Consider the following 18150-nt stretch of genomic DNA (forward strand, 5'->3'; position numbering starts at 1 on the left):
TCTCGCTGGAACCCGAACGGATGGCGGCGACATTGGTCACGACTACGGCGACCGCCTGTTCCAGCTGCGAGATGGCGGCGTTGAAGTCGGTCTTCAGCTGCGCGGCCTTGGGCGAGACCTCGGCCGTCATGCGGTGGGTCAGGTCGCCGCCGGCCATGGCCTGCAGGCCCTCGGCCAGGGCGGTGATGGCGACTCGATCCTCTTCGGCGGCGCGGGCCTTCTCGGCCTCGACGCGGACGCGCTCCTCCTCGGCGGCGGCGCGCGTTGGGCCACGGCCTCGGCTTCCAGACGGGCGTTGGCGATGGCGGCGTCCTTGAAGGCCGTCACGGCCGAGGCCATCTGGCCGACCTCGTCCTTGCGGCCCATGGCCGGGACGATGATCGAGGTGTCGCCGCCGCCGCCGACGCATGGCCGAGGTCATCGACAGCAGGGGCTTGCCCAGCAGGTTGGTCAGCATGAAGGCCATGGCGGCGGCGATGATCAGGGCCAGAACGACGACCCCGCCGATCAGCACCATCCGCACCGACTTGGCGACGGTGTCCTGAACCTCGCCATAGACGCGGCTCTGCTGCGCCTTCTCTTCTTCGACCAGGGCTTCCAGCGCGTCCTCTGCCGGGCTGATATACTTGTCTGCGGCGCCTTCGCGACCGACCATGGCCACGGCCTGACCATAGGTCGCGGAGTCGGCGACCAGCACGCGTCCGGTCTCGACCACGTTCCGGGTCCATTCGGCGGCGGCGGCGCGAGCGGCGCGGACCTCATCCTCGCTGGTGCGGTCCAGCTGCGTGATCCGATCCAGGCTCTTGCCGAAATTCGCCGTGAGCGGACAGCCGCTCCAGATAATAGGGGTCACGCGACAGCAGGAAGCCGCGATAGCTGCTCTCCTGGCGCGCCAGATAGAATTTGCGGACTCGGCCTCGCGCTGCACGGCGGAGGCGCGCACGCGGTCCATGCGCGCCTTCTCCAATGCATTGACCTGCATGAAGACCGTGCCGCCCATGGCGACGATCGCCAGGATGACCACGGCGAAGGCCGCCATTAGTTTTCTTTCGATCTTCAGATCGTTCAGCATGCTCATTGATCTTCTCCCCGGATTTCTGTTCAATCGACTCAGAGCGCGAACGTCAGCGCGCCCACCAGGCGGCCGTCGTAGTTCTCGCCCAGCGCATGGCTGTCGGTGTCGTACCAGCGCAGATCAGCCGACAGCTTGTCGGTCAGCTTGTGCTTCACGCCGATGTTCCAGGCGGCGTATTCGGCCCCGCCGTCAGCGGTGCGGTCGGCGATGGCGACCGAGGCCTTGGTCCTGGGTCCGACTGAAACCGTGCCCTGCAGCTCGACCCACCAGGCTTCACGCGTGCCGGCGAAACCATCAGGCGTATAGTTGACGCGCAGGCGGGTGTTGACCGGTCCCAGTTTGCGCGAGGCGTCGGCCTGGTATTCCCAGAAATTGGCGTCGACGCCGGCGCGCGCGCCGGCAGGTCACGGTTCGCCACCGAGAAGTCGAACTTGTAGCCGGCGGCTTCGGGACGCCAGCCGATGGCGCTGACGATCTCGGCGTCCGAGCCCTGCGACAGCTTGGCGGTGGAAGCGAAGACGCTGGCGTAGAAGTCGCCGCCCGAAATTTCCGAGCGTTCCGTTGACGCTCGGGTCCCCGGCGCTCTTGCCCAGGCCCTTGCCGACGTATTCGCTGGCGACGCCGACCTGGACGTCTACCGCATGAGCCTGAACAGCCCCTGCCGCCATGAGGCCCGACAGGCCGACAAGGACGGAATGAAACGTGCGCCGTTCTGACGCCCATTGCTTTTCGTTTTGAAGAGCATTTTTACCTCAGTGATCCTGAGGTCGTTCTTGCGCTGACAAACGTAGATTTCTGTAAATCCAGAACTACGTAAAATCCCGCATAGTTCGGAAGATCACTGGCCGATTCCCCGTCCGCCCCGACAGCATCAACCTCGCCTCACCCCAGAACCAAGACTTCAGAATTAATACACGAGAAACTATAGTAATCGCCATTTTTCTGCCCCTATAGAGGCCAGGAGGGCCGCCTGGAATCGAGATGATCAAGGTTACCCGACGAATTGCGTTAACTACGACCAATGTATAGAAGGCCCGCCGTGGCCAGATTCTATAGAACGCCTCACCGCAAACCTCTGCATCCAAGACCCCGCCATTCCGTGAGGAAGACCTAATTCATCCCGCGATGAAAAACATGCTGACAGCTGCAACGACCGCATCGCGTAGTCGTTGGGGCGGTTTGATTCTGGCGACCGTGGCGGTCGGCGGCGCCCTGGCGGCGCGCTTCCCTGCTCGAAGGGCTGGGCCACTTCTACTACCTGCCCATGCTTCCTGCGGTGATCATCACGGCCCTGCTGGCTCGCCGCTCCGCCGTGGCTCTGGCCGTGGCCCTGTCCATCGCTCTGAACCTGATGCTGGTCCCGCGCGAGAGCGCCATCGACGCAGCGACCAACGCCGCCTTGTTCACCCTGGTGGCCTGGGCTGTGGCCGAAGTCTGCATCGGTTTGCGTCAACTGAGGGCGCACGCCGATCTGCTGACCCACAGACTGGCCGCCCAGGATGCCTTGCTAAACACCGTCCTGACCACCGTGCCGGTCGTCACCCTTGAAACGGACGGTGCGATCCGGCGCATGAACCCTGCGGCGGCCCAGTTGTTCGGCATCGACGAAACCGCTGTTCGAGGCAGCGCCTTCGACAGCCTGGTGCCCGCCTTTGACACATCGGCCGTCTATCATCCGGAGATGACCTATGGCGCGCTGGAGTCGGCGGACGGTCACTGGAACGGAACACGTGCCGATGGCGTGACCTTCCCCTGAACATCCAGTGCGGCCGCGTCCCCGGTCCCGCGGGGAGAAGACCTGATCGCCCTTTGCCTGACCGACCTCAGTCGTTGGCACGCGGCCGACGCTCGGGCGCGTGAACTGCACACCCAGCTGAACAAGGTCTGGCGGCTGAATTCCCTGGGCGAGATGGCCGCCACCCTGGCCCATGAGCTGAACCAGCCGCTCAGCGCCGCCGCCACCTATCTGCACGCCAGCCAGATGGACATGGAGAAGGCGGGTCCGCTGGGCGACAGCGCCCTTCGCACCACGGAACTGGCCAAGACCCAATTGCTGCGCGCGGGCAAGATCATCCGCCGCATGCGCGAACTCCTGTCGCTGGAGGTACGATGCCTGGATCAGGAGCGCGCCTCATCAATGATCGAGGACCTGGGGCCGGTCCTGACCATGATCGGCGCCGCCAAGGGCGTGACGATCCGCATGGACTTGCAGCGCGACACGGATCAGGTCCGCGCCGAGCGCATCCAATCCCAGCAAGCGATCGTCAATCTGGTCCGCAACGCGGTCGAAGCCGTGAGCGAACGGCCCGAGCCTGACGTCGTCATCAACGGTCGCGTCCTGTCTGAAACGCAATATGCGATCAGCGTCGAGGACAACGGCCCGGGTCTGGCCGACGATCAGGCCGAACACATGTTCCAGCCCATGACCTCGACCAAGTCCGGCGGCATGGGTCTGGGCCTGTCTGTCACGCGTACGATCGTGGAAAGTCACGGGGAAAGTTGACTGTCGCAAGAAGCGCTTTGGGGGAGCCGCCTTCTCGTTTAACCTGATCCGCGAAGCGGTCGGCGAGTACACATGAGCCTCCATTCCGTATTCATCATCGACGACGACGCGGCGGTCCGCGATCCTTGCTGACGCTGCTGCGTGGCGAGGGGATCTCGCGCGCGCGGGTTCGCCAGCGGCGACGACTTCTTTTCCGCCCTGCCTGAAGATCCGATGGCCTGCGTCATCACCGACATGCGGATGCCCGGCATGGACGGCGCCGAGGTGGTTCGCCGCGTCGGAGAGAAGCGAGGCGCGGCCTGGCCGTCATCGTCATCACCGGTCACGCCGATGTGCCCATGGTGGTGCAGATGATGCGCTCGGGCGTGGTCGACTTCATCGAAAAGCCCTTTGATCCGCCCCGGCTGATCGAGACGGTGCGCGGCTGCCTGGCGCGCTTGACCGATCTGAACCAGCAACAGGGCGCGCGCGCAGCCGTCGAGTTGCGCCTGGCGCGCCTGACGCCGCGCGAGCGTCAGGTCTTCGACGCCCTGATCCACGGCGATTCCAACAAGGCCATCGCCCTGGCGTTGGACATCAGCCCGCGCACGGTGGAGGTCTTCCGCGCCAAGGTCATGACCAAGATGGAGGCGGACAGCCTGTCGGCCCTGGTCCGCATGGGTATGACCCTGGGCTAGGACGAGGCCGCCTCCCTGGCCTTTGGACGTTTCGTCGTCTTGCAGCCACAGGCCTTGCGGCGCGTTATGATGGCTCCCTTCGCGTCAGGAGCCGCCCATGTCCGATCCCGCCCGCCTGCTTCGCCGCCAGGCCTATGTCGACGGCCGCTGGATCGACGCCGACGACGGCGCGACCTTCGAGGTGACCAACCCGGCGACAGGCGAGGTGCTGGCCAGCGCGCCCGACATGGGCGCGGCCGAGACCCGGCGCGCCGTCGCCGCCGCCGAGGCCGCGAGGAAGCCCTGGGCCGCAAAGACGGCGGGTGAACGCGCCCGCATCCTGCGCCGCTGGTTCGACCTGATGATGAGCGAGCAGGAGGGCGCTGGGGCGCCTGCTGACGCGCGAGCAGGGCAAGAGCCTGACCGAGGCCAGGGGCGAGATCGCCTATGCCGCCAGCTTCATCGAATGGTTCGCCGAAGAGGGAAAGCGGACCTATGGCGAGGTCATCCCGACCTATGACGCTTCCAAGCGTCTGATGACCCTGCGCCAGCCGGTCGGGGTGGTGGGGGCCATCACCCCATGGAACTTCCCGCCGCCATGATCACCCGCAAGGTCGGCCCGGCCCTGGCCGCCGGCTGCGCCGTGGTGCTCAAGCCCGCCAGTCAGACGCCGCTGACGGCCCTGGCCCTGGCCGTTCTGGCGGAAGAAGCGGGCTTTCCACCCGGCCTTTTCAACGTCGTCACCGGCTCGGCCTCGGCCATCGGCGGCGAGCTGACGTCCAATGAGATGGTGCGCAAGATCAGCTTTACCGGCTCAACCGAAATCGGCCGCCTGCTGATGAAGCAGTCGTCGGAGACCATCAAGAAGATGAGCCTGGAGCTGGGCGGCAACGCTCCCTTCCTGGTCTTCGACGACGCCGATGTGGACGCCGCAGTGGCGGGCGCCGTGGCCTCCAAATATCGCAATGCGGGTCAGACCTGCGTCTGCACCAACCGCTTCTATGTCCAGGCGGCGGTCCACGATGAGTTCGTCGCCAAGCTGACCAAGGCGAGCGAGGCGCTGAAGGTCGGAAACGGCCTGGACGACGGCGTCCAGATCGGCCCCCTGATCGACGAGAAGGCGGTGAAGAAGGTCGAGGAACACGTCGCCGACGCCCTGGCCAAGGGCGCGACCCTGCTGACCGGCGGAGCCCGCCATGAGCTGGGCATGACCTTCTTCCAGCCGACCGTCCTGTCGGGCGTGACCCAGGACATGAAGATGTGCCGCGAGGAGACCTTCGGCCCCGTCTCCGGCGTCGTCCGCTTCGAAACAGAAGAAGAAGGGATCGCCCTGGCCAACGACACCATCTTTGGTCTGGCCGGCTACTTCTATGCGCGCGACCTGAGCCGTGTCTGGCGCGTGGCCGAGGCTCTGGAGACCGGCATGATCGGCGTCAACACCGGCCTGATCTCCACCGAGGTCGCGCCCTTCGGCGGGATCAAGCAGTCTGGCCAAGGCCGCGAAGGCTCCAGCCACGGCATCGAGGACTACCTGGAGATCAAGTACCTCTGCATGGGCCTGTAGGCCCTGAAGACGTCAGTCTTCGGAGAGCGCCTCATCCTCGCCTTCGGCGCGACCGGCGGCCTTGGCCGCGCGCTTGGCGGCCTTCGCCGCCGCCTTGGCCTCGGCCTTCTTGGCCTCCGCGCGCTCGCGTTCCTGTCGTTCAAAGCTGTAGTTGGGCTTGCGGGCCATGGATGTCCTCGCGCCAGGCCGCCGAACGGCGACGTCAGACCTTCATGTGGCGGCAGTCGCCGTCCGGGACAACAGGGAAACCTCCCTGTTCTGACATTCGGACAGGACAGACGCCGCCGTTCGACCAAAGTCGCTCTCTCCAAAGCCCGCGACCTGCTGTCACTCTCCCTTTCGACGATCCGGCAACAGGATCGCGAGGAAACGGCCGCGCCACGCGGCTCTAAAGGAAGGGACTGCCCATGACCGACCGCACCGTGGGTGCGGCGGAGGGCGCGGAGCACACGACAAGAACGACCGGCTGGTGATCCTTGCGTCGTCCGTCGGCACCGTCATCGAATGGTACGACTTCTATCTCTACGGCTCGCTGGCCGCGATCATCTCCGCCCAGTTCTTCTCGGGCGTGAACGAGACCACCGGCTTCATCTTCGCCCTGATGGCCTTCGCCGCCGGTTTCGCGGTGCGTCCGTTCGGGGCCATCGTCTTCGGCCGCATGGGCGACCTGTGGGGGCGCAAGAACACCTTCCTCGTCACCATGCTGCTGATGGGCCTGTCGACCTTCGTGGTCGGCCTGCTGCCGCCCTATGCGGCCATCGGCATCGCCGCGCCGATCATTCTGGTGCTGATGCGCCTGATCCAGGGTCTGGCGCTCGGCGGTGAATACGGCGGGGCCGCCACCTACGTCGCCGAGCACGCTCCGCACGGCAAACGCGGCTTCTACACCTCCTTCATCCAGATCACGGCGACCGTGGGCCTGTTGCTCAGCCTGATGGTCATTCTGGGCGTCCGCTTCGCCGTGGGCGAGGAAGCCTTCGTCAGCTGGGGCTGGCGCATCCCCTTCATCGTCTCGATCCTGCTGCTGGGCGTCTCCCCTGTGGATCCGCCTGAAGCTGTCGGAAAGCCCGGCCTTCCAGCGCATGAAGGCCGAAGGCAAGGGCCTCGACCACGCCGCTGAAGGACAGCTTCATGAAGTGGCCCAACCTGAAGCTGGTGCTGATCGCCCTGTTCGGTCTCGCCGCCGGTCAGGCCGTGGTCTGGTACACAGGCCAGTTCTACGCCCTCTTCTTCCTCGAGAAGACGCTGAAGGTCGATCCGGCCCTGTCGAACATCCTGATCGCCGCCGCCCTGGCCCTGGCGACGCCCTTCTTCGTCTTCTTCGGCTGGCTGTCGGACAAGATCGGGCGCAAGCCCATCATCATGGTCGGCTGCCTGCTGGCCGCCCTGACCTACTTCCCGCTGTTCAACGCCCTGACCGGCGCGGCCAACCCGCGTCTGGCCGCCGCCGCCGCCTCGGCGCCGGTGACCGTCTACGCCGACCCGGCCGACTGCCACTTCCAGTTCGACCCGGTGGGCAAGACCGTCTTCAACAGCTCTTGCGACCTGGCCAAGACCCACCTGGCCAAGGCCGGCGTCACCTATGTCAACGAGGCCGCCCCCGCCGGGACCGTGACCCAGGTCCGCATCGGCGACCGCGTGGTCGAAAGCTTCAACGGCAAGGTCCTGGCAAAGGCCGATTTCGATGCCCAGAAGAAGACCTGGGACGCCGGTCTGACCGCCGCCCTGACCGAGGCCGGCTATCCGGCCAAGGCCGACAGCGCCCTGGTCAACAAGCCCATGGTGATCGGCATCCTGTTCCTGCTGGTGCTCTATGTGACCATGGTCTACGGCCCGATCGCCGCCGCCCTGGTCGAGATGTTCCCGACCAAGGTGCGCTACACCTCCATGTCCCTGCCCTATCACATCGGCAACGGCTGGTTCGGCGGCTTCCTGCCGACCACGGCCTTCGCCATGGTCGCGGCCACGGGCAATATCTACTACGGCCTCTGGTACCCCATCGCGATCGCGGTGCTGACCCTGATCATCGGCGTCCTCTTCGTGAAGGAAGGCAAGGACGTGAACATCCACGACTGAGGTCGATAAGCTTCGCCAACCTGCAGGGGCGGTCCGGTTTCCGGCCGCCCCTCTTTTGTTCTTGTCCCACAGCCCTGCTCCGTCCCAGATGCCGGTCATGTTCAGCCTCGCGACCCTGGCCCTCGTGGCCGCCTATATGGCGACCCTGTTCGCGGTGGCCTGGTGGTACGAGCGGCCGTCGATCAGGACGCGCGGCGGGGCGCTGGGGCCGTCGCTCTATGCGCTGTCGCTGGCCATCTACTGCACCTCGTGGACCTATTACGGGGCGGTGGGGACGGCGGCGCGGTCGGCGTGGGAATACCTGCCCATCTATATCGGCCCGGCGCTGGGGGTGACGGTGCTGTTCCCGCTGTGGAAGCGGATCGCGGCGGCCGCCCGGCGCGAGAACGTCGGCTCGATGGCCGACTTCATCTCCTCGCGCTACGGCAAGAGCCCGGCCCTGGGCGCGGCGGTCGCCGCCGTCGCCATCCTGGGGTCCCTGCCCTACATCGCCCTGCAGCTGAAATCCCTGTCGATGGCGGGGGAAATGATCACCGCCGGGACGCCGGTGGCGGGCTCCGAGAGCCTGACGGTTCTGGTCATGGCCGGGGTTCTGGCCGGGTTCGCCATCCTGTTCGGCGCGCGCCGTCCCGACCTGACTGAGCACAACCGCGGCCTGATCCAGGCCATCGGCATCGAGTCCATCGTCAAGCTGACCGCCCTGCTGGCGGTGGCGGCCTTCGCCCTGATGCTGCTGCGCCATGCGCCCGCCTCCGCCGACGTGACGGCCAGCCTGGGCGATCTGGCGCGCTGGCCCGATCTGGACGGACGCTTCTGGGCCATCACCCTGGTGGCGACCCTGGCCATCTTCTGCCTGCCGCGTCAGTTCCACGTCGCCTTCGTCGAGGGCGGCGACCCGGCCCAGGTGCGCCGCGCGCTGGATCTTCCCAGTCTATCTGCTGCTGACCAGTCTAGCGGTCCTGCCCCTGGTGGCGGCGGGGGCCTGTTCGCCCCCCCACGTCAATCCCGACCTGCTGGTGCTGGCCCTGCCGCTGAACTCCGGCCAGTCGGCCCTGACCGCCATCGTCTTCGTCGGCGGCTTTTCGGCGGCGACGGCCATGGTCATCGTCGAGGCCGTGGCCCTGTCGGCCATGGTGTCCAACAATCTGGTCCTGCCGTTATTGGCCGCCGAGCGACGCAGGCGGGGAGCGAGCGCGGGCGACATGGCGCGCGCCATCCTCAACATCCGTCGGGTCGCCATCGTCGCCCTGCTGCTGATGGCCTGGATCTATTATCAGGCCATGGACCAGTCCAGCGGACTGGCGGCCATGGGGCTGGTGTCCTTTGCGGCCCTGGCCCAGTTGGCGCCCGCCCTGTTCGGCGCGGTGCTGTGGCGCGGAGGGGCGCTCGCGCGGGGCGCTGGCGGGCTTGAGCGTCGGCATGACGGTCTGGCTGGTCATGCTGGCGGCGCCGCAACTGGCGCCTGGTTTCGGCCTGAACATCCCGGCCATGCTGGGGCTGACCGACCCCTATGCGGCGGGAGTCTTCCTCAGCCTGAGCCTGAACCTCGGCGTCTTCGTCGCCGTGTCCAAGCTGAGCCGTCCGCGCCTGATCGATCGGGTTCAGGCGCGCGCCTTCGCCGACCGGCTGGGGCCGGACTGGATGGAGGGGCGCGGCGCCTCCGCCGGGGCCTCGGTCGGCGACCTCAAGGCCCTGGTCGCCCGCTTCATCGGCGACGAGCGGGCCGAGCGCGCCTTCGCCGCCTGGGCGCGCGAGACTGACCGCGAGCTGCGCGACGCCGACCCCGCCGACGCCGGTCTGGCCCGCGCCGCCGAGCGGATGCTGGCGGGGCCATCGGCGCCGCCTCGGCCCGCCGCGTCATCGCCGCCGCCCTGGCCGCCGGAGGGCGCGCGCCCGAGGACGTGGTGCGGATGCTGGACGAGGCTTCGCAGGCGGTTCAGTTCAACCGCGACCTGTTGCAGACCACGCTCGACAACATCGACCAGGGCGTCAGCGTGGTGGACGAGGACCTACGCCTGACCGCCTGGAACCGGCGCTATGTCGAGATGTTCAACCTGCCCGCCGGTTTCGTCCACGTCGGCCTGCCCATCGCCGCCGTCTATCGCCTGAACGCCGAACGCGGCGAGACCGACCCCGGCGACATCGAAGCCTGGATCGAGCGACGGCTGGAGGCCCTGGCCCGCCGCATTCCCCACGACCACGAGCGCGAGCAGCCCGACGGCCGTATCCTGCGCTCCTCCGGCGCCCCATCCCCGGCGGCGGCTACGCCACCAGCTATACCGACATCACCGCCCTGCGCCGCGCCGCCCGCGATCTGGAGGAAGCCAACGAGCGGCTGGAGGCCCGCGTGGCCGACCGCACCGACCGACTCGAAGAAGCCCGCCGTCTGGCCGAGGACGCCACCGCATCGAAGACCCGCTTCCTCGCCGCCGCCAGCCATGACCTACTGCAGCCCCTGCACGCCGCCCGTCTGTTCATCGCCGCCCTGAAGGAAGAGCCCTCGCTGGCGTCAGGCTCGGCCGCGCGCGGTCTGGCCACCAACGCCGACCGCTCGATTGACAGCGCCCACCGCCTGCTGACGGCGTTGCTGAACCTGTCGAAGCTGGAGGCGGGCGGGGTCCAGCCCGCCGTGGCCCCCTTGTCGCTGGACGCCCTGTTCGCCGAACTGCGCCGCGAGTTCGCCCCCATGGCGCGGGCCAAGGGCCTGCGGCTGACAGTCGTGCCGTCGGGCCTGTGGATCGCCTCCGACCACGACCTGCTGCGCTCCATGTTGCAGAACCTGACGGCCAACGCCATTCGCTACACCGACCGGGGCCGGGTTCTGGTCGGGGCCCGGCGCGACGGCGACACCGTGCGGATGCTGGTCTGCGACACCGGGCGCGGCATCCCCGACGCGGATCGTGAAAGCGTCTTCGGCGAGTTCGTGCGCCTGCCCGGCGCCCGGTGGACGAGCCGGGCGCAGGCCTGGGTCTGGCCATCGTGCAGAAGCTGTCGGACCTGTTGCGCCACCCGCTGTCGATGGCCTCGCGCGTCGGGCGCGGAACCACCTTCCGCATCAGCGCGCCGCGCGCCAAGGCGCAGGTCGCGCCCGCCGTTCCGGCCGAGGGCGACGCGCGGTTGCCGCTGGCGGCGCCTGCGGGTGCTGTGCGTGGACAACGAGCCGGCCATCCTCGACGCCCTGACGGCCCTGCTCAGCCGCTGGGGCGCGCAGACGACGACGGCGCGCACCGTGGCCGAAGGAATCGCGGCGGCGGGGCCGTTCGACGCGGCTCTGGTGGACCTGCATCTGGGCGACGGTGCGGACGGGTTGAGCGTGGTGGACGCCCTGCGGGCGCGAGGCCTGCGCCGCATCGGACTGGTCACCGCCGACACCCGCGAGGGCTTGAAGGAGACGGCCACGGCGGCGGGCGCCGTCCTGCTGCCCAAGCCGGTCAAACCGGCGGCGTTGAAGGCGTTTCTGTCGCGCTAGTTCCCTTCTCCCCTTGAGGGAGAAGGTGGCAGGCGAAGCCTGACGGATGAGGGGTCTGAGCGCTTCGTCGGAAGTCCCGAGCAAACGATCAACGACCTTTTCAAACGTCGCGACGACACCCCTCATCCGGCCCTGACGGGCCACCTTCTCCCTCAAGGGGAGAGGGGAGTTACAGATCGATCGACTGGGCCAGGATCACCGCTTGGGTCCGGTTGTGGACGCCCAGCTTGCGGAAGACGCTGGTCAGGTGGGCCTTGATGGTGGCTTCGGTGACGCCGAGGTCGAAGGCGATCTGCTTGTTCAGCCGTCCGGCCCGCAGACCTTCAAGGATGCGCAGCTGTGACGGGGTCAGGCTGGCGATGCGGCTCTCCAGATCACCTTCCTCGGGTCCAGGCGCGCCTACGTCAGGCGCCCAGGCCTCACCCGACAGGATCGCGGTGATGGCCTCGACCATGACCGGCAGGGCGGCGGACTTGGGGATGAAGCCGGCGGCGCCCAGCGTCAGGCCCGGCGCACGGTCGGCGGCTCCTCGCTGGCCGAGACCACGGCCACCGGCACGGCGGGATGATCCGCGCGAATACGCGTCAACCCGCCCATGCCCTCGCTGTCCGACAGCTTCAGGTCCAGCAGCAGCAGGTCGGTCGCGCCCCTCGCCTAGCGCTGCCAGAACCTCGGCCAGACTGGCGCATTCCGCAATCACGGCGCCGGGCGCGGCCTTTTCGACGGCCGATCTCAACGCCGCCCGAAACAGAGGGTGGTCGTCGGCGACGACGATGCGATCCATGAAAATCCTTCCCGCGCGCGGTTCTTTTTCGGGTCGAGGCCGCGTTGTGACGACACCATGCCGCGCCTCGACTTTGGTCGAAACTAGACCAATGGCTAATGGCCGCAAACCGCCCTCGCGCGGAATGCTGCGGTCTCGAGGTTCGCATCAGATGAACCCGGGAGGACATGACATGGGAAGATTCCGCCTGCTCGGCGGCGCGGCTGCGGCTGCGCTCCTGTTCGCGCCCGGCGCCGTTTGGGCGCAGGACGCCAATGCGGCCCCTCGAGGCGCGCATCGCCCAGCTCGAAGCCGAGCTGAACAGCCTGAAGTCCGAGGTCGCCGCCGCGCGCACGCAGCAGAGTGCGCAAGCCCAGGACATCATCCGTCTGGAAACCCGCCCGGCCGCGCCGCCGCGCCGACGCCCGTCTCGACCACGACGCGCGAGGAAGGCTTCCGCATCGGCGACCACACGGTCAAGTTCGGCGGCTTCGTCAAGGTCGACGCCATGGCCTCCAGCTATTCCGGCGGCGATCCGGCCAACGGCGACCTGCTGCGCGACTATCACCTGCCCGGGTCCATCCCCATCGGCGGCGCCGAAGAAGACACGGCGCTGGACTTCAACGCCCGCCAGACGCGCTTCTGGCTGACCACCGACGGTCTGGTCGGCGGCCGCAAGGTCGGCACGCGGCTGGAGATGGACTTCCAGAGCCTGCCCGGAACCGGCGATCAGCGCATCACCAGCGCCTCGACCCCGCCCTGCGCCGCGCCTTTGTCACCATCGACAACTGGCTGATCGGCCAGGAGTGGACCAACTTCCAGAACACCGCCGTCCTGCCAGAGTCTGCGGACTTTGTCGGCGCCGCCGAGGGCACTGTCTTCGCACGGCAAGTGCAGGTGCGTTACACGCGCGGTCCCTTCTCGATCGCGGTCGAGAACCCCGAGACCACCGTCACCCCCTTCGGCGGCGGCGCGCGGATCATCGCCGACGACAACAGCCTGCCCGACCTGACGGCCCGCTATGCGATCAGCCGTCCGTGGGGCGACCTGCAGTTCGCGGGCCTGTTGCGTCAGCTGAAATACGAGAACCCGGCCAGCGCCGCTCGACGACACGGCGACCGGCTGGGCCTGTCGGCCTCGACCAAGATCAAGGTCGGCGCCCGGGACGACATCCGTCTGATGCTGACCGGCGGCGAGGGCATCGGTCGTTACGTCGGGCTGAACTTCTCCAACGACGCGGTGCTGGACGCCTCGGGCCAGCTGGACGCCATCGGCGTGATCGCCGGCTTCGCCGCCTATCGCCACGTCTGGACGCCCGGCTGGCGCTCCAGCCTGATCTGGTCGGCGCAGAGGGTGGACAACGACGTCCTGCTGACCGGGACCGGCGCCAACCGCTCGGCCCAGAGCCTCCATGCCAACCTCATCTGGTCGCCGGTCACGGCGTTTGATGTCGGAGCCGAACTGATGTTCGCTGACCGCAAGTTGGAATCGGGACTGGACGGCGACATGACCCGTCTGATCCTGTTCGCCAAATACGGCTTCTGACCAAGAAAAGATCGAGACTGGAGGAAACGCGTGTCCACTGATCCGGAAATCTATCCGTCCCCGCCGACCTGGCCGCCCGCGCTCACATGGACCGCGCCGGCTATGACGCGGCCCGGATCGCGGCGCGCGAGACCCCGGACGCCTATTGGGGCGAGCAGGCTAAGCGCCTCGACTGGATGACCTTCCCGTCGAAGATCAAGGACGTCTCGTTCAACAAGGAAGACTTCCGCATCCGCTGGTTCGAGGACGGGGTGCTGAACGTCTCGGCCAACTGCATCGACCGCCACCTGCCCCACCGCGAAAACGATACGGCCATCATCTGGGAAGGCGACGAGCCGACCGACAGCGAGCACGTTACCTTCGGCCAGCTGCACGAACGCGTCTGCCGCATTGCCAATGTGCTCAAGGCCAACGGCGTCCGCAAAGGCGACCGCGTCACAATCTATCTGCCCATGATCCCCGAGGCCGCCTACGCCATGCTGGCCTGCGCGCGGATCGGCGCGGTCCACTCGGTCATCTTCGGCGGCTTCTCGCCCGACAGCATCGCCGGGCGCATCGAGGACTGCGGTTCGACCTTCGTCATCACCGCCGACGAGGGGCTGCCGCGGCGGCAAGAAGGTCCCGCTGAAGGCCAATGCCGACAAGGCGCTGGAGAAGGTCCAGGGCGTCGGCGGCGTCCTTTTGATCCGCCACACCGGCGCGGACGTGGGCTTCGTCGAGGGCCGCGACCTGGACTATGAAACCGAGGCCAAGGCGGTCACCACCCACTGCCATCCCGAGCCGATGCAGGCCGAAGACCCGCTCTTCATCCTCTACACCTCGGGCTCGACCGGAAAGCCCAAGGGCGTACTGCACACCACCGGAGGCTATCTGTTCTGGGCCAGCTACACCCACGAACTGGTGTTCGACTACCGCCCCGGCGAGGTCTTCTGGTGCACCGCCGACGTGGGCTGGGTGACCGGCCACTCTATGGCGTCTATGGCCCGCTGGCCAATGGGGCCAACCCTGCTGTTCGAGGGCGTGCCCAACTATCCCAGCGTCAGCCGTTTCTGGCAGGTCATCGACAAGCACAAGGTCGAGATCTTCTACACCGCCCCCACGGCCCTGCGCTCCCTGATGCGCGAAGGCGATGCGCCGGTGAAGGCGACCAGCCGCCAGTCGCTGCGCCTGCTGGGCAGCGTCGGCGAGCCGATCAATCCCGAGGCCTGGCGCTGGTATCATGAAGTGGTCGGCGAAGGTCGCCTGCCCATCGTCGACACCTGGTGGCAGACCGAGACCGGCGGCGTCCTGGTCTCGCCCCTGCCGGGCGCGACCGACCTCAAGCCCGGCTCGGCGACCAAGCCCCTGCCCGGCGTCGAACTGCAGATCGTGGACGCCGAAGGCGTCGTTCTGGAGGGGCGCGACGGAGGGCAACCTGTGCATCACCGACAGCTGGCCGGGCCAGATGCGCGCCGTCTATGGCGATCACCAGCGCTTCTTCGACACCTATTTCTCGACCTATCCGGGCAAGTATTTCACCGGCGACGGCTGCCGCCGCGACGCCGACGGCACTACTGGATCACCGGCCGGGTCGATGACGTCATCAACGTCTCGGGCCACCGCATGGGCACGGCCGAGGTCGAGAGCGCCCTGGTCCTGCACGACGACGTGGCCGAGGCTGCGGTGGTCGGCTTCCCCACGACATCAAGGGTCAGGGCATCTACGCCTATGTCACCCTGAACAAGGGGATCGAGCCGACCGACGCCCTGCGCAAGGCCCTGGTCGCCCAGGTCCGCGAGGAGATCGGCCCCATCGCCGCGCCGGACGTGATCCAGTGGGCGCCGGCCTGCCCAAGACCCGATCGGGCAAGATCATGCGGCGCATCCTGCGCAAGATCGCCGAGAACGAGATCGGCGCCCTGGGCGACACCTCGACCCTGGCCGACCCTTCGGTCGTCGACGATCTGGTGAAGAACCGGGCCGCCTGACGACCCTCCCCGGCTCTCCCGGAGCAAGCGGCCGGCGTTCCGAAAGGGGCGTCGGCCGTTTTCATTTGAGCCTGAGCCATGGCGGCGCTAGACAGCCCCGAGAGCGAACAGGAGCAGACCATGAGCGGAACCGTCCTCATCACCGGCGCCACTTCGGGCATCGGACAGGCCGCGGCGCGCCGCTTCGCCTCAGCGGGCTGGAAGATTATCGCCACCGGCCGCCGCGCCGAACGACTGGACGAACTGGTCGCTGAGCTGGGCGCGGACGTGGTCCATCCCCTCGTCTTCGACATCCGCGACGAGGCCGCCATCGACGCCGCCCTGGACGCCCTCCCCGCCGGTTTCCGCGACATCGACGTCCTGATCAATAACGCAGGGCTCGCCCTGGGCACCGCCGCCGCACAGGACGCCGATCTGGACCAGTGGCGTCAGATGATCGACACCAACATCACCGGTCTGGTGACCATCACGCGCCGCCTGCTGCCGCGCCTGATCGCGCGCAAGGGCGCCCATCCTGAACATCAGCTCCGTGGCCGCGACCTATCCCTACAAGGGCGGCAACGCCTATGGCGGCACCAAGGCCTTCGTGCGCCAGTTCTCGCTGGGCCTGCGCTCCGACCTGCACGGCACGGGCGTGCGCGTCACCTCCATCGAGCCCGGCATGACCGAGACCGAGTTCACCCTTGTCCGCACCAGCGGCGATCAGGCCGCCTCCGACGCCCTCTACGGCGGCGCCCAGCCGATGACCGGCGAGGACATCGCCGAGACCCTGTTCTGGGTCGCGGCCCTGCCGGGCGCACCTGAACATCAATGCGCTTGAGCTGATGCCCGTCAGCCAGTCCTTCGCCGGCTTCCAGGTGGCGCGGGACTGAGTTTTCCCTTCCGTCATCCTCCGGCAAGCCGCGCAGCGGCGCGGACCGGGGGATGACGGAAGGAATAGAGCGCTCAGCGCGCCCTCCAGCTTCGCTGCTTCCGGGATGACGCCGAGAGGCCTAAACTCCCCCATGGCCTCGCCCGCGACCGAAACCGAGCTGAAGTTCCGCCCTCGGCCCCGGCGCGGTCGTGCGTCTGTCGGGGCATCCGGCGCTGCAGGGGCCGCAGACCAGCCAGTCCCTGCGCTCGGTCTATTTCGACACCCCCGACGGCGTGCTGCGCGCGGCGGGGTGCGGCCTGCGGGTGCGGACCACGCCAGACGGCTTCGTCCAGACCCTGAAGCGCCAGACCGCCCCCGGCCAGACCGCCCGCGATGAGTGGGAGGTCCCCGTCGCCTCCGAAGCGCTCGACCGCGCCGCGTTGAAAGCCACGCCCGCCCACCGGCTGCTGAAGGGCCGTCGCGCCGACTTGGCGGCCCGCTTCGCCACCACGGTCGTGCGCCGCATCCGCATGGTCGGCTGGGAGGGCGCCCGGATCGAGGTCGCCTTCGACGCCGGGCGAGCTGTCGGCGGACGAGAAACGCGAACCCATCTATGAACTGGAGCTGGAACTGAAGGCGGGCGCCCCGCCGCCCTGTTCAGCCTCGCCCGGCGACTGGCGCGCGACCTGGCCATCGTCCCGGTGTTCGAGAGCAAGGCCGAGCGCGGCTGGCGGCTCGCCGACGGGATCAGCCGCTGCCCGCGCCGCGCTGTCGCCACGCCCCTGTCGTCCGACGCGACGACAGCCGTCGCCTTCCGTCGCATCGCCATGGCCTGCCTAGCCCAGGTCTCGGCCAATGCCGAACTGTTGCGCGTCGTGCGCCGCCCCGAGGCCGTGCATCAGATGCGGGTGGGCCTGCGCCGCCTGCGCGCCGCCGTCGGCGTCTTCAAGCCCCTGCTGGCTGAGACGGGCCGCGAGGGCATCGAGACCGAACTGAAGTGGTTGGCGCACGAGGCCGACGCCGCCCGCGATCTGGACGTCTTCATCCGCGACATCTTCCACCCCACGGCACAGGCGGCCCCCGCCCGAGCTCGCGCCCCTGGGGCGTCATCTGCTGACCGCGCGGGGACAGGCCTATGACCGCGTGCTCAAGGCTATCGCCTCGCCGCGCTACGCCCTGCTGATGCTGGAGACGACGGCCTGGATCGAGACGGCGGCCCTGCCCGACGATCCCGTCGCCCCCTTCGCGGCCGCGGCCCTGGACCGGCTGCACCATCAGGTCGAACAACGCGCCCGACCTGTTCGATCTGGACGCCGAGGCCCGCCATCACCTGCGCATCCGCACCAAGCGCCTGCGCTACGCCGCCGAGTTCTTCACCGACCTGTTCCCCGCCCGCCGTCGCCGCGCCCGCTATCTGAAGGCTTTGGAACGGCTGCAGGACACGCTTGGCGCGCTCAACGATCTGGCCGTGGCGCGCGACAGGATTCCGGCGAAGCCGCTCTGGACGACCCCGCGGTCGCCTTCGTCGCCGGGCGCGTCATCGGTCGGCATGAGCGTGACGAGGCCGCGCTGTTAACCGCTACGGTCAAGGCCTGCGGGCGTTTTCACGAGGCCCGGCCCTTCTGGACCGCGCGAAAGCCACGTCAAAAACGGTCGTAGATCGCATTTTGTTCTCATCGC

At 67.9% G+C, this 18150-nt stretch carries 18 protein-coding genes and 5 pseudogenes; 20 read left to right on the forward strand and 3 right to left on the reverse strand.

The annotated features are described in order from the left end of the window. The first annotated feature begins 133 nt into the window (after positions 1 to 133). Positions 134 to 1042, forward strand: a complete 909-nt coding sequence (locus IFE19_RS18020; protein WP_207823103.1) for a hypothetical protein — start codon at positions 134 to 136, stop codon at positions 1040 to 1042. Between the two features lie 68 nt (positions 1043 to 1110). Here IFE19_RS18020 and IFE19_RS17715 read toward each other — a convergent pair whose 3' ends face one another. Next, a complete protein-coding gene (locus IFE19_RS17715) occupies positions 1111 to 1413 on the reverse strand; it encodes a TorF family putative porin (RefSeq protein ID WP_225910509.1) in 303 nt (100 codons plus the stop codon). A gap of 926 nt (positions 1414 to 2339) precedes the next feature. On the opposite strand from IFE19_RS17715, the gene IFE19_RS13445 reads away from it, so the two are divergent. From IFE19_RS13445 to IFE19_RS13460, 5 genes and pseudogenes are all read left to right on the forward strand, one after another. Further along, positions 2340 to 2831: a PAS domain-containing protein gene (locus IFE19_RS13445; RefSeq protein WP_207823105.1), complete on the forward strand. Its 492-nt coding sequence runs from the start codon at positions 2340 to 2342 to the stop codon at positions 2829 to 2831. Between the two features lie 153 nt (positions 2832 to 2984). Then, positions 2985 to 3578 carry a sensor histidine kinase gene (locus tag IFE19_RS13450; protein ID WP_207823107.1) on the forward strand — a complete coding sequence of 198 codons (594 nt, stop codon included), beginning with the start codon at positions 2985 to 2987 and terminating at the stop codon, positions 3576 to 3578. A 338-nt stretch (positions 3579 to 3916) separates the two neighbouring features. After that, a complete protein-coding gene (locus IFE19_RS17720; RefSeq protein WP_263972782.1) occupies positions 3917 to 4255 on the forward strand; it encodes a response regulator transcription factor in 339 nt (112 codons plus the stop codon). A gap of 97 nt (positions 4256 to 4352) precedes the next feature. Then, on the forward strand, positions 4353 to 4754 hold the full coding sequence (locus IFE19_RS17885) for an aldehyde dehydrogenase family protein (protein ID WP_263972783.1): 402 nt from the start codon (positions 4353 to 4355) through the stop codon (positions 4752 to 4754). Further along, positions 4654 to 5798: pseudogene (locus IFE19_RS13460) on the forward strand (NAD-dependent succinate-semialdehyde dehydrogenase). The gene IFE19_RS17885 and the pseudogene IFE19_RS13460 overlap by 101 nt, the downstream one beginning before the upstream one ends. A 12-nt stretch (positions 5799 to 5810) precedes the next feature. Here IFE19_RS13460 and IFE19_RS13465 read toward each other — a convergent pair. Further along, positions 5811 to 5966 carry a hypothetical protein gene (locus tag IFE19_RS13465; protein WP_207823109.1) on the reverse strand — a complete coding sequence of 52 codons (156 nt, stop codon included), beginning with the start codon at positions 5964 to 5966 and terminating at the stop codon, positions 5811 to 5813. Positions 5967 to 6267: 301 nt separating this feature from the next. Between IFE19_RS13465 and IFE19_RS13470 the strand changes: the two are divergent. From IFE19_RS13470 to IFE19_RS17740, 5 genes and pseudogenes are all read left to right on the forward strand, one after another. Further along, positions 6268 to 7874: pseudogene (locus IFE19_RS13470) on the forward strand (MFS transporter). Positions 7875 to 7971: 97 nt separating this feature from the next. Then, positions 7972 to 9285 carry an SLC5/6 family protein gene (locus IFE19_RS17725; protein WP_225910281.1) on the forward strand — a complete coding sequence of 438 codons (1314 nt, stop codon included), beginning with the start codon at positions 7972 to 7974 and terminating at the stop codon, positions 9283 to 9285. An 8-nt stretch (positions 9286 to 9293) separates the two neighbouring features. Further along, on the forward strand, positions 9294 to 9893 hold the full coding sequence (locus tag IFE19_RS17730) for a hypothetical protein (RefSeq protein ID WP_225910282.1): 600 nt from the start codon (positions 9294 to 9296) through the stop codon (positions 9891 to 9893). Continuing rightward, complete coding sequence (locus tag IFE19_RS17735) at positions 9830 to 10363, forward strand: PAS domain-containing protein (RefSeq protein ID WP_225910283.1); 534 nt, start codon at positions 9830 to 9832, stop codon at positions 10361 to 10363. Before IFE19_RS17730 ends, IFE19_RS17735 begins: the two co-directional genes overlap by 64 nt. Further along, positions 10330 to 11343: a hybrid sensor histidine kinase/response regulator gene (locus IFE19_RS17740; RefSeq protein ID WP_263972838.1), complete on the forward strand. Its 1014-nt coding sequence runs from the start codon at positions 10330 to 10332 to the stop codon at positions 11341 to 11343. The genes IFE19_RS17735 and IFE19_RS17740 overlap by 34 nt, the downstream gene beginning before the upstream one ends. Before the next feature lie 169 nt (positions 11344 to 11512). On the opposite strand, the gene IFE19_RS18180 is transcribed toward IFE19_RS17740, so the two are convergent. Beyond that, complete coding sequence (locus IFE19_RS18180) at positions 11513 to 12127, reverse strand: response regulator transcription factor (RefSeq protein WP_225910284.1); 615 nt, start codon at positions 12125 to 12127, stop codon at positions 11513 to 11515. Positions 12128 to 12299: 172 nt separating this feature from the next. Here IFE19_RS18180 and IFE19_RS17745 point away from each other — a divergent pair, with 172 nt between their 5' ends. From IFE19_RS17745 to IFE19_RS18125, 9 genes and pseudogenes are all read left to right on the forward strand, one after another. Then, positions 12300 to 12902, forward strand: coding sequence for a hypothetical protein (locus IFE19_RS17745; protein WP_225910535.1), 603 nt, complete (start codon positions 12300 to 12302; stop codon positions 12900 to 12902). Then, positions 12902 to 13651: a DcaP family trimeric outer membrane transporter gene (locus IFE19_RS17750; RefSeq protein ID WP_263972839.1), complete on the forward strand. Its 750-nt coding sequence runs from the start codon at positions 12902 to 12904 to the stop codon at positions 13649 to 13651. The genes IFE19_RS17745 and IFE19_RS17750 overlap by 1 nt, the downstream gene beginning before the upstream one ends. Before the next feature lie 86 nt (positions 13652 to 13737). Further along, complete coding sequence (locus IFE19_RS17755) at positions 13738 to 14391, forward strand: AMP-binding protein (RefSeq protein ID WP_225910285.1); 654 nt, start codon at positions 13738 to 13740, stop codon at positions 14389 to 14391. Beyond that, complete coding sequence (locus IFE19_RS17760; protein WP_263972784.1) at positions 14333 to 15370, forward strand: AMP-binding protein; 1038 nt, start codon at positions 14333 to 14335, stop codon at positions 15368 to 15370. The genes IFE19_RS17755 and IFE19_RS17760 overlap by 59 nt, the downstream gene beginning before the upstream one ends. An 8-nt stretch (positions 15371 to 15378) precedes the next feature. Beyond that, positions 15379 to 15426 (forward strand): annotated as a pseudogene (locus tag IFE19_RS17890) (hypothetical protein); the annotation flags it as partial. A 38-nt stretch (positions 15427 to 15464) separates the two neighbouring features. Then, entirely contained in the window at positions 15465 to 15617 is a 153-nt protein-coding gene (locus tag IFE19_RS17770) for a hypothetical protein (RefSeq protein WP_225910286.1), read from the forward strand. A gap of 120 nt (positions 15618 to 15737) precedes the next feature. After that, positions 15738 to 16418 (forward strand): annotated as a pseudogene (locus IFE19_RS13495) (SDR family NAD(P)-dependent oxidoreductase); the annotation flags it as partial. Positions 16419 to 16679: 261 nt separating this feature from the next. Continuing rightward, positions 16680 to 17087: a CYTH domain-containing protein gene (locus IFE19_RS13500; protein ID WP_207823111.1), complete on the forward strand. Its 408-nt coding sequence runs from the start codon at positions 16680 to 16682 to the stop codon at positions 17085 to 17087. A gap of 210 nt (positions 17088 to 17297) precedes the next feature. Next, positions 17298 to 18046, forward strand: a pseudogene (locus IFE19_RS18125) (CHAD domain-containing protein). Positions 18047 to 18150 lie beyond the last annotated feature (104 nt).

This window comes from Brevundimonas pondensis, from assembly GCF_017487345.1.
Taxonomy (GTDB): domain Bacteria; phylum Pseudomonadota; class Alphaproteobacteria; order Caulobacterales; family Caulobacteraceae; genus Brevundimonas; species Brevundimonas pondensis.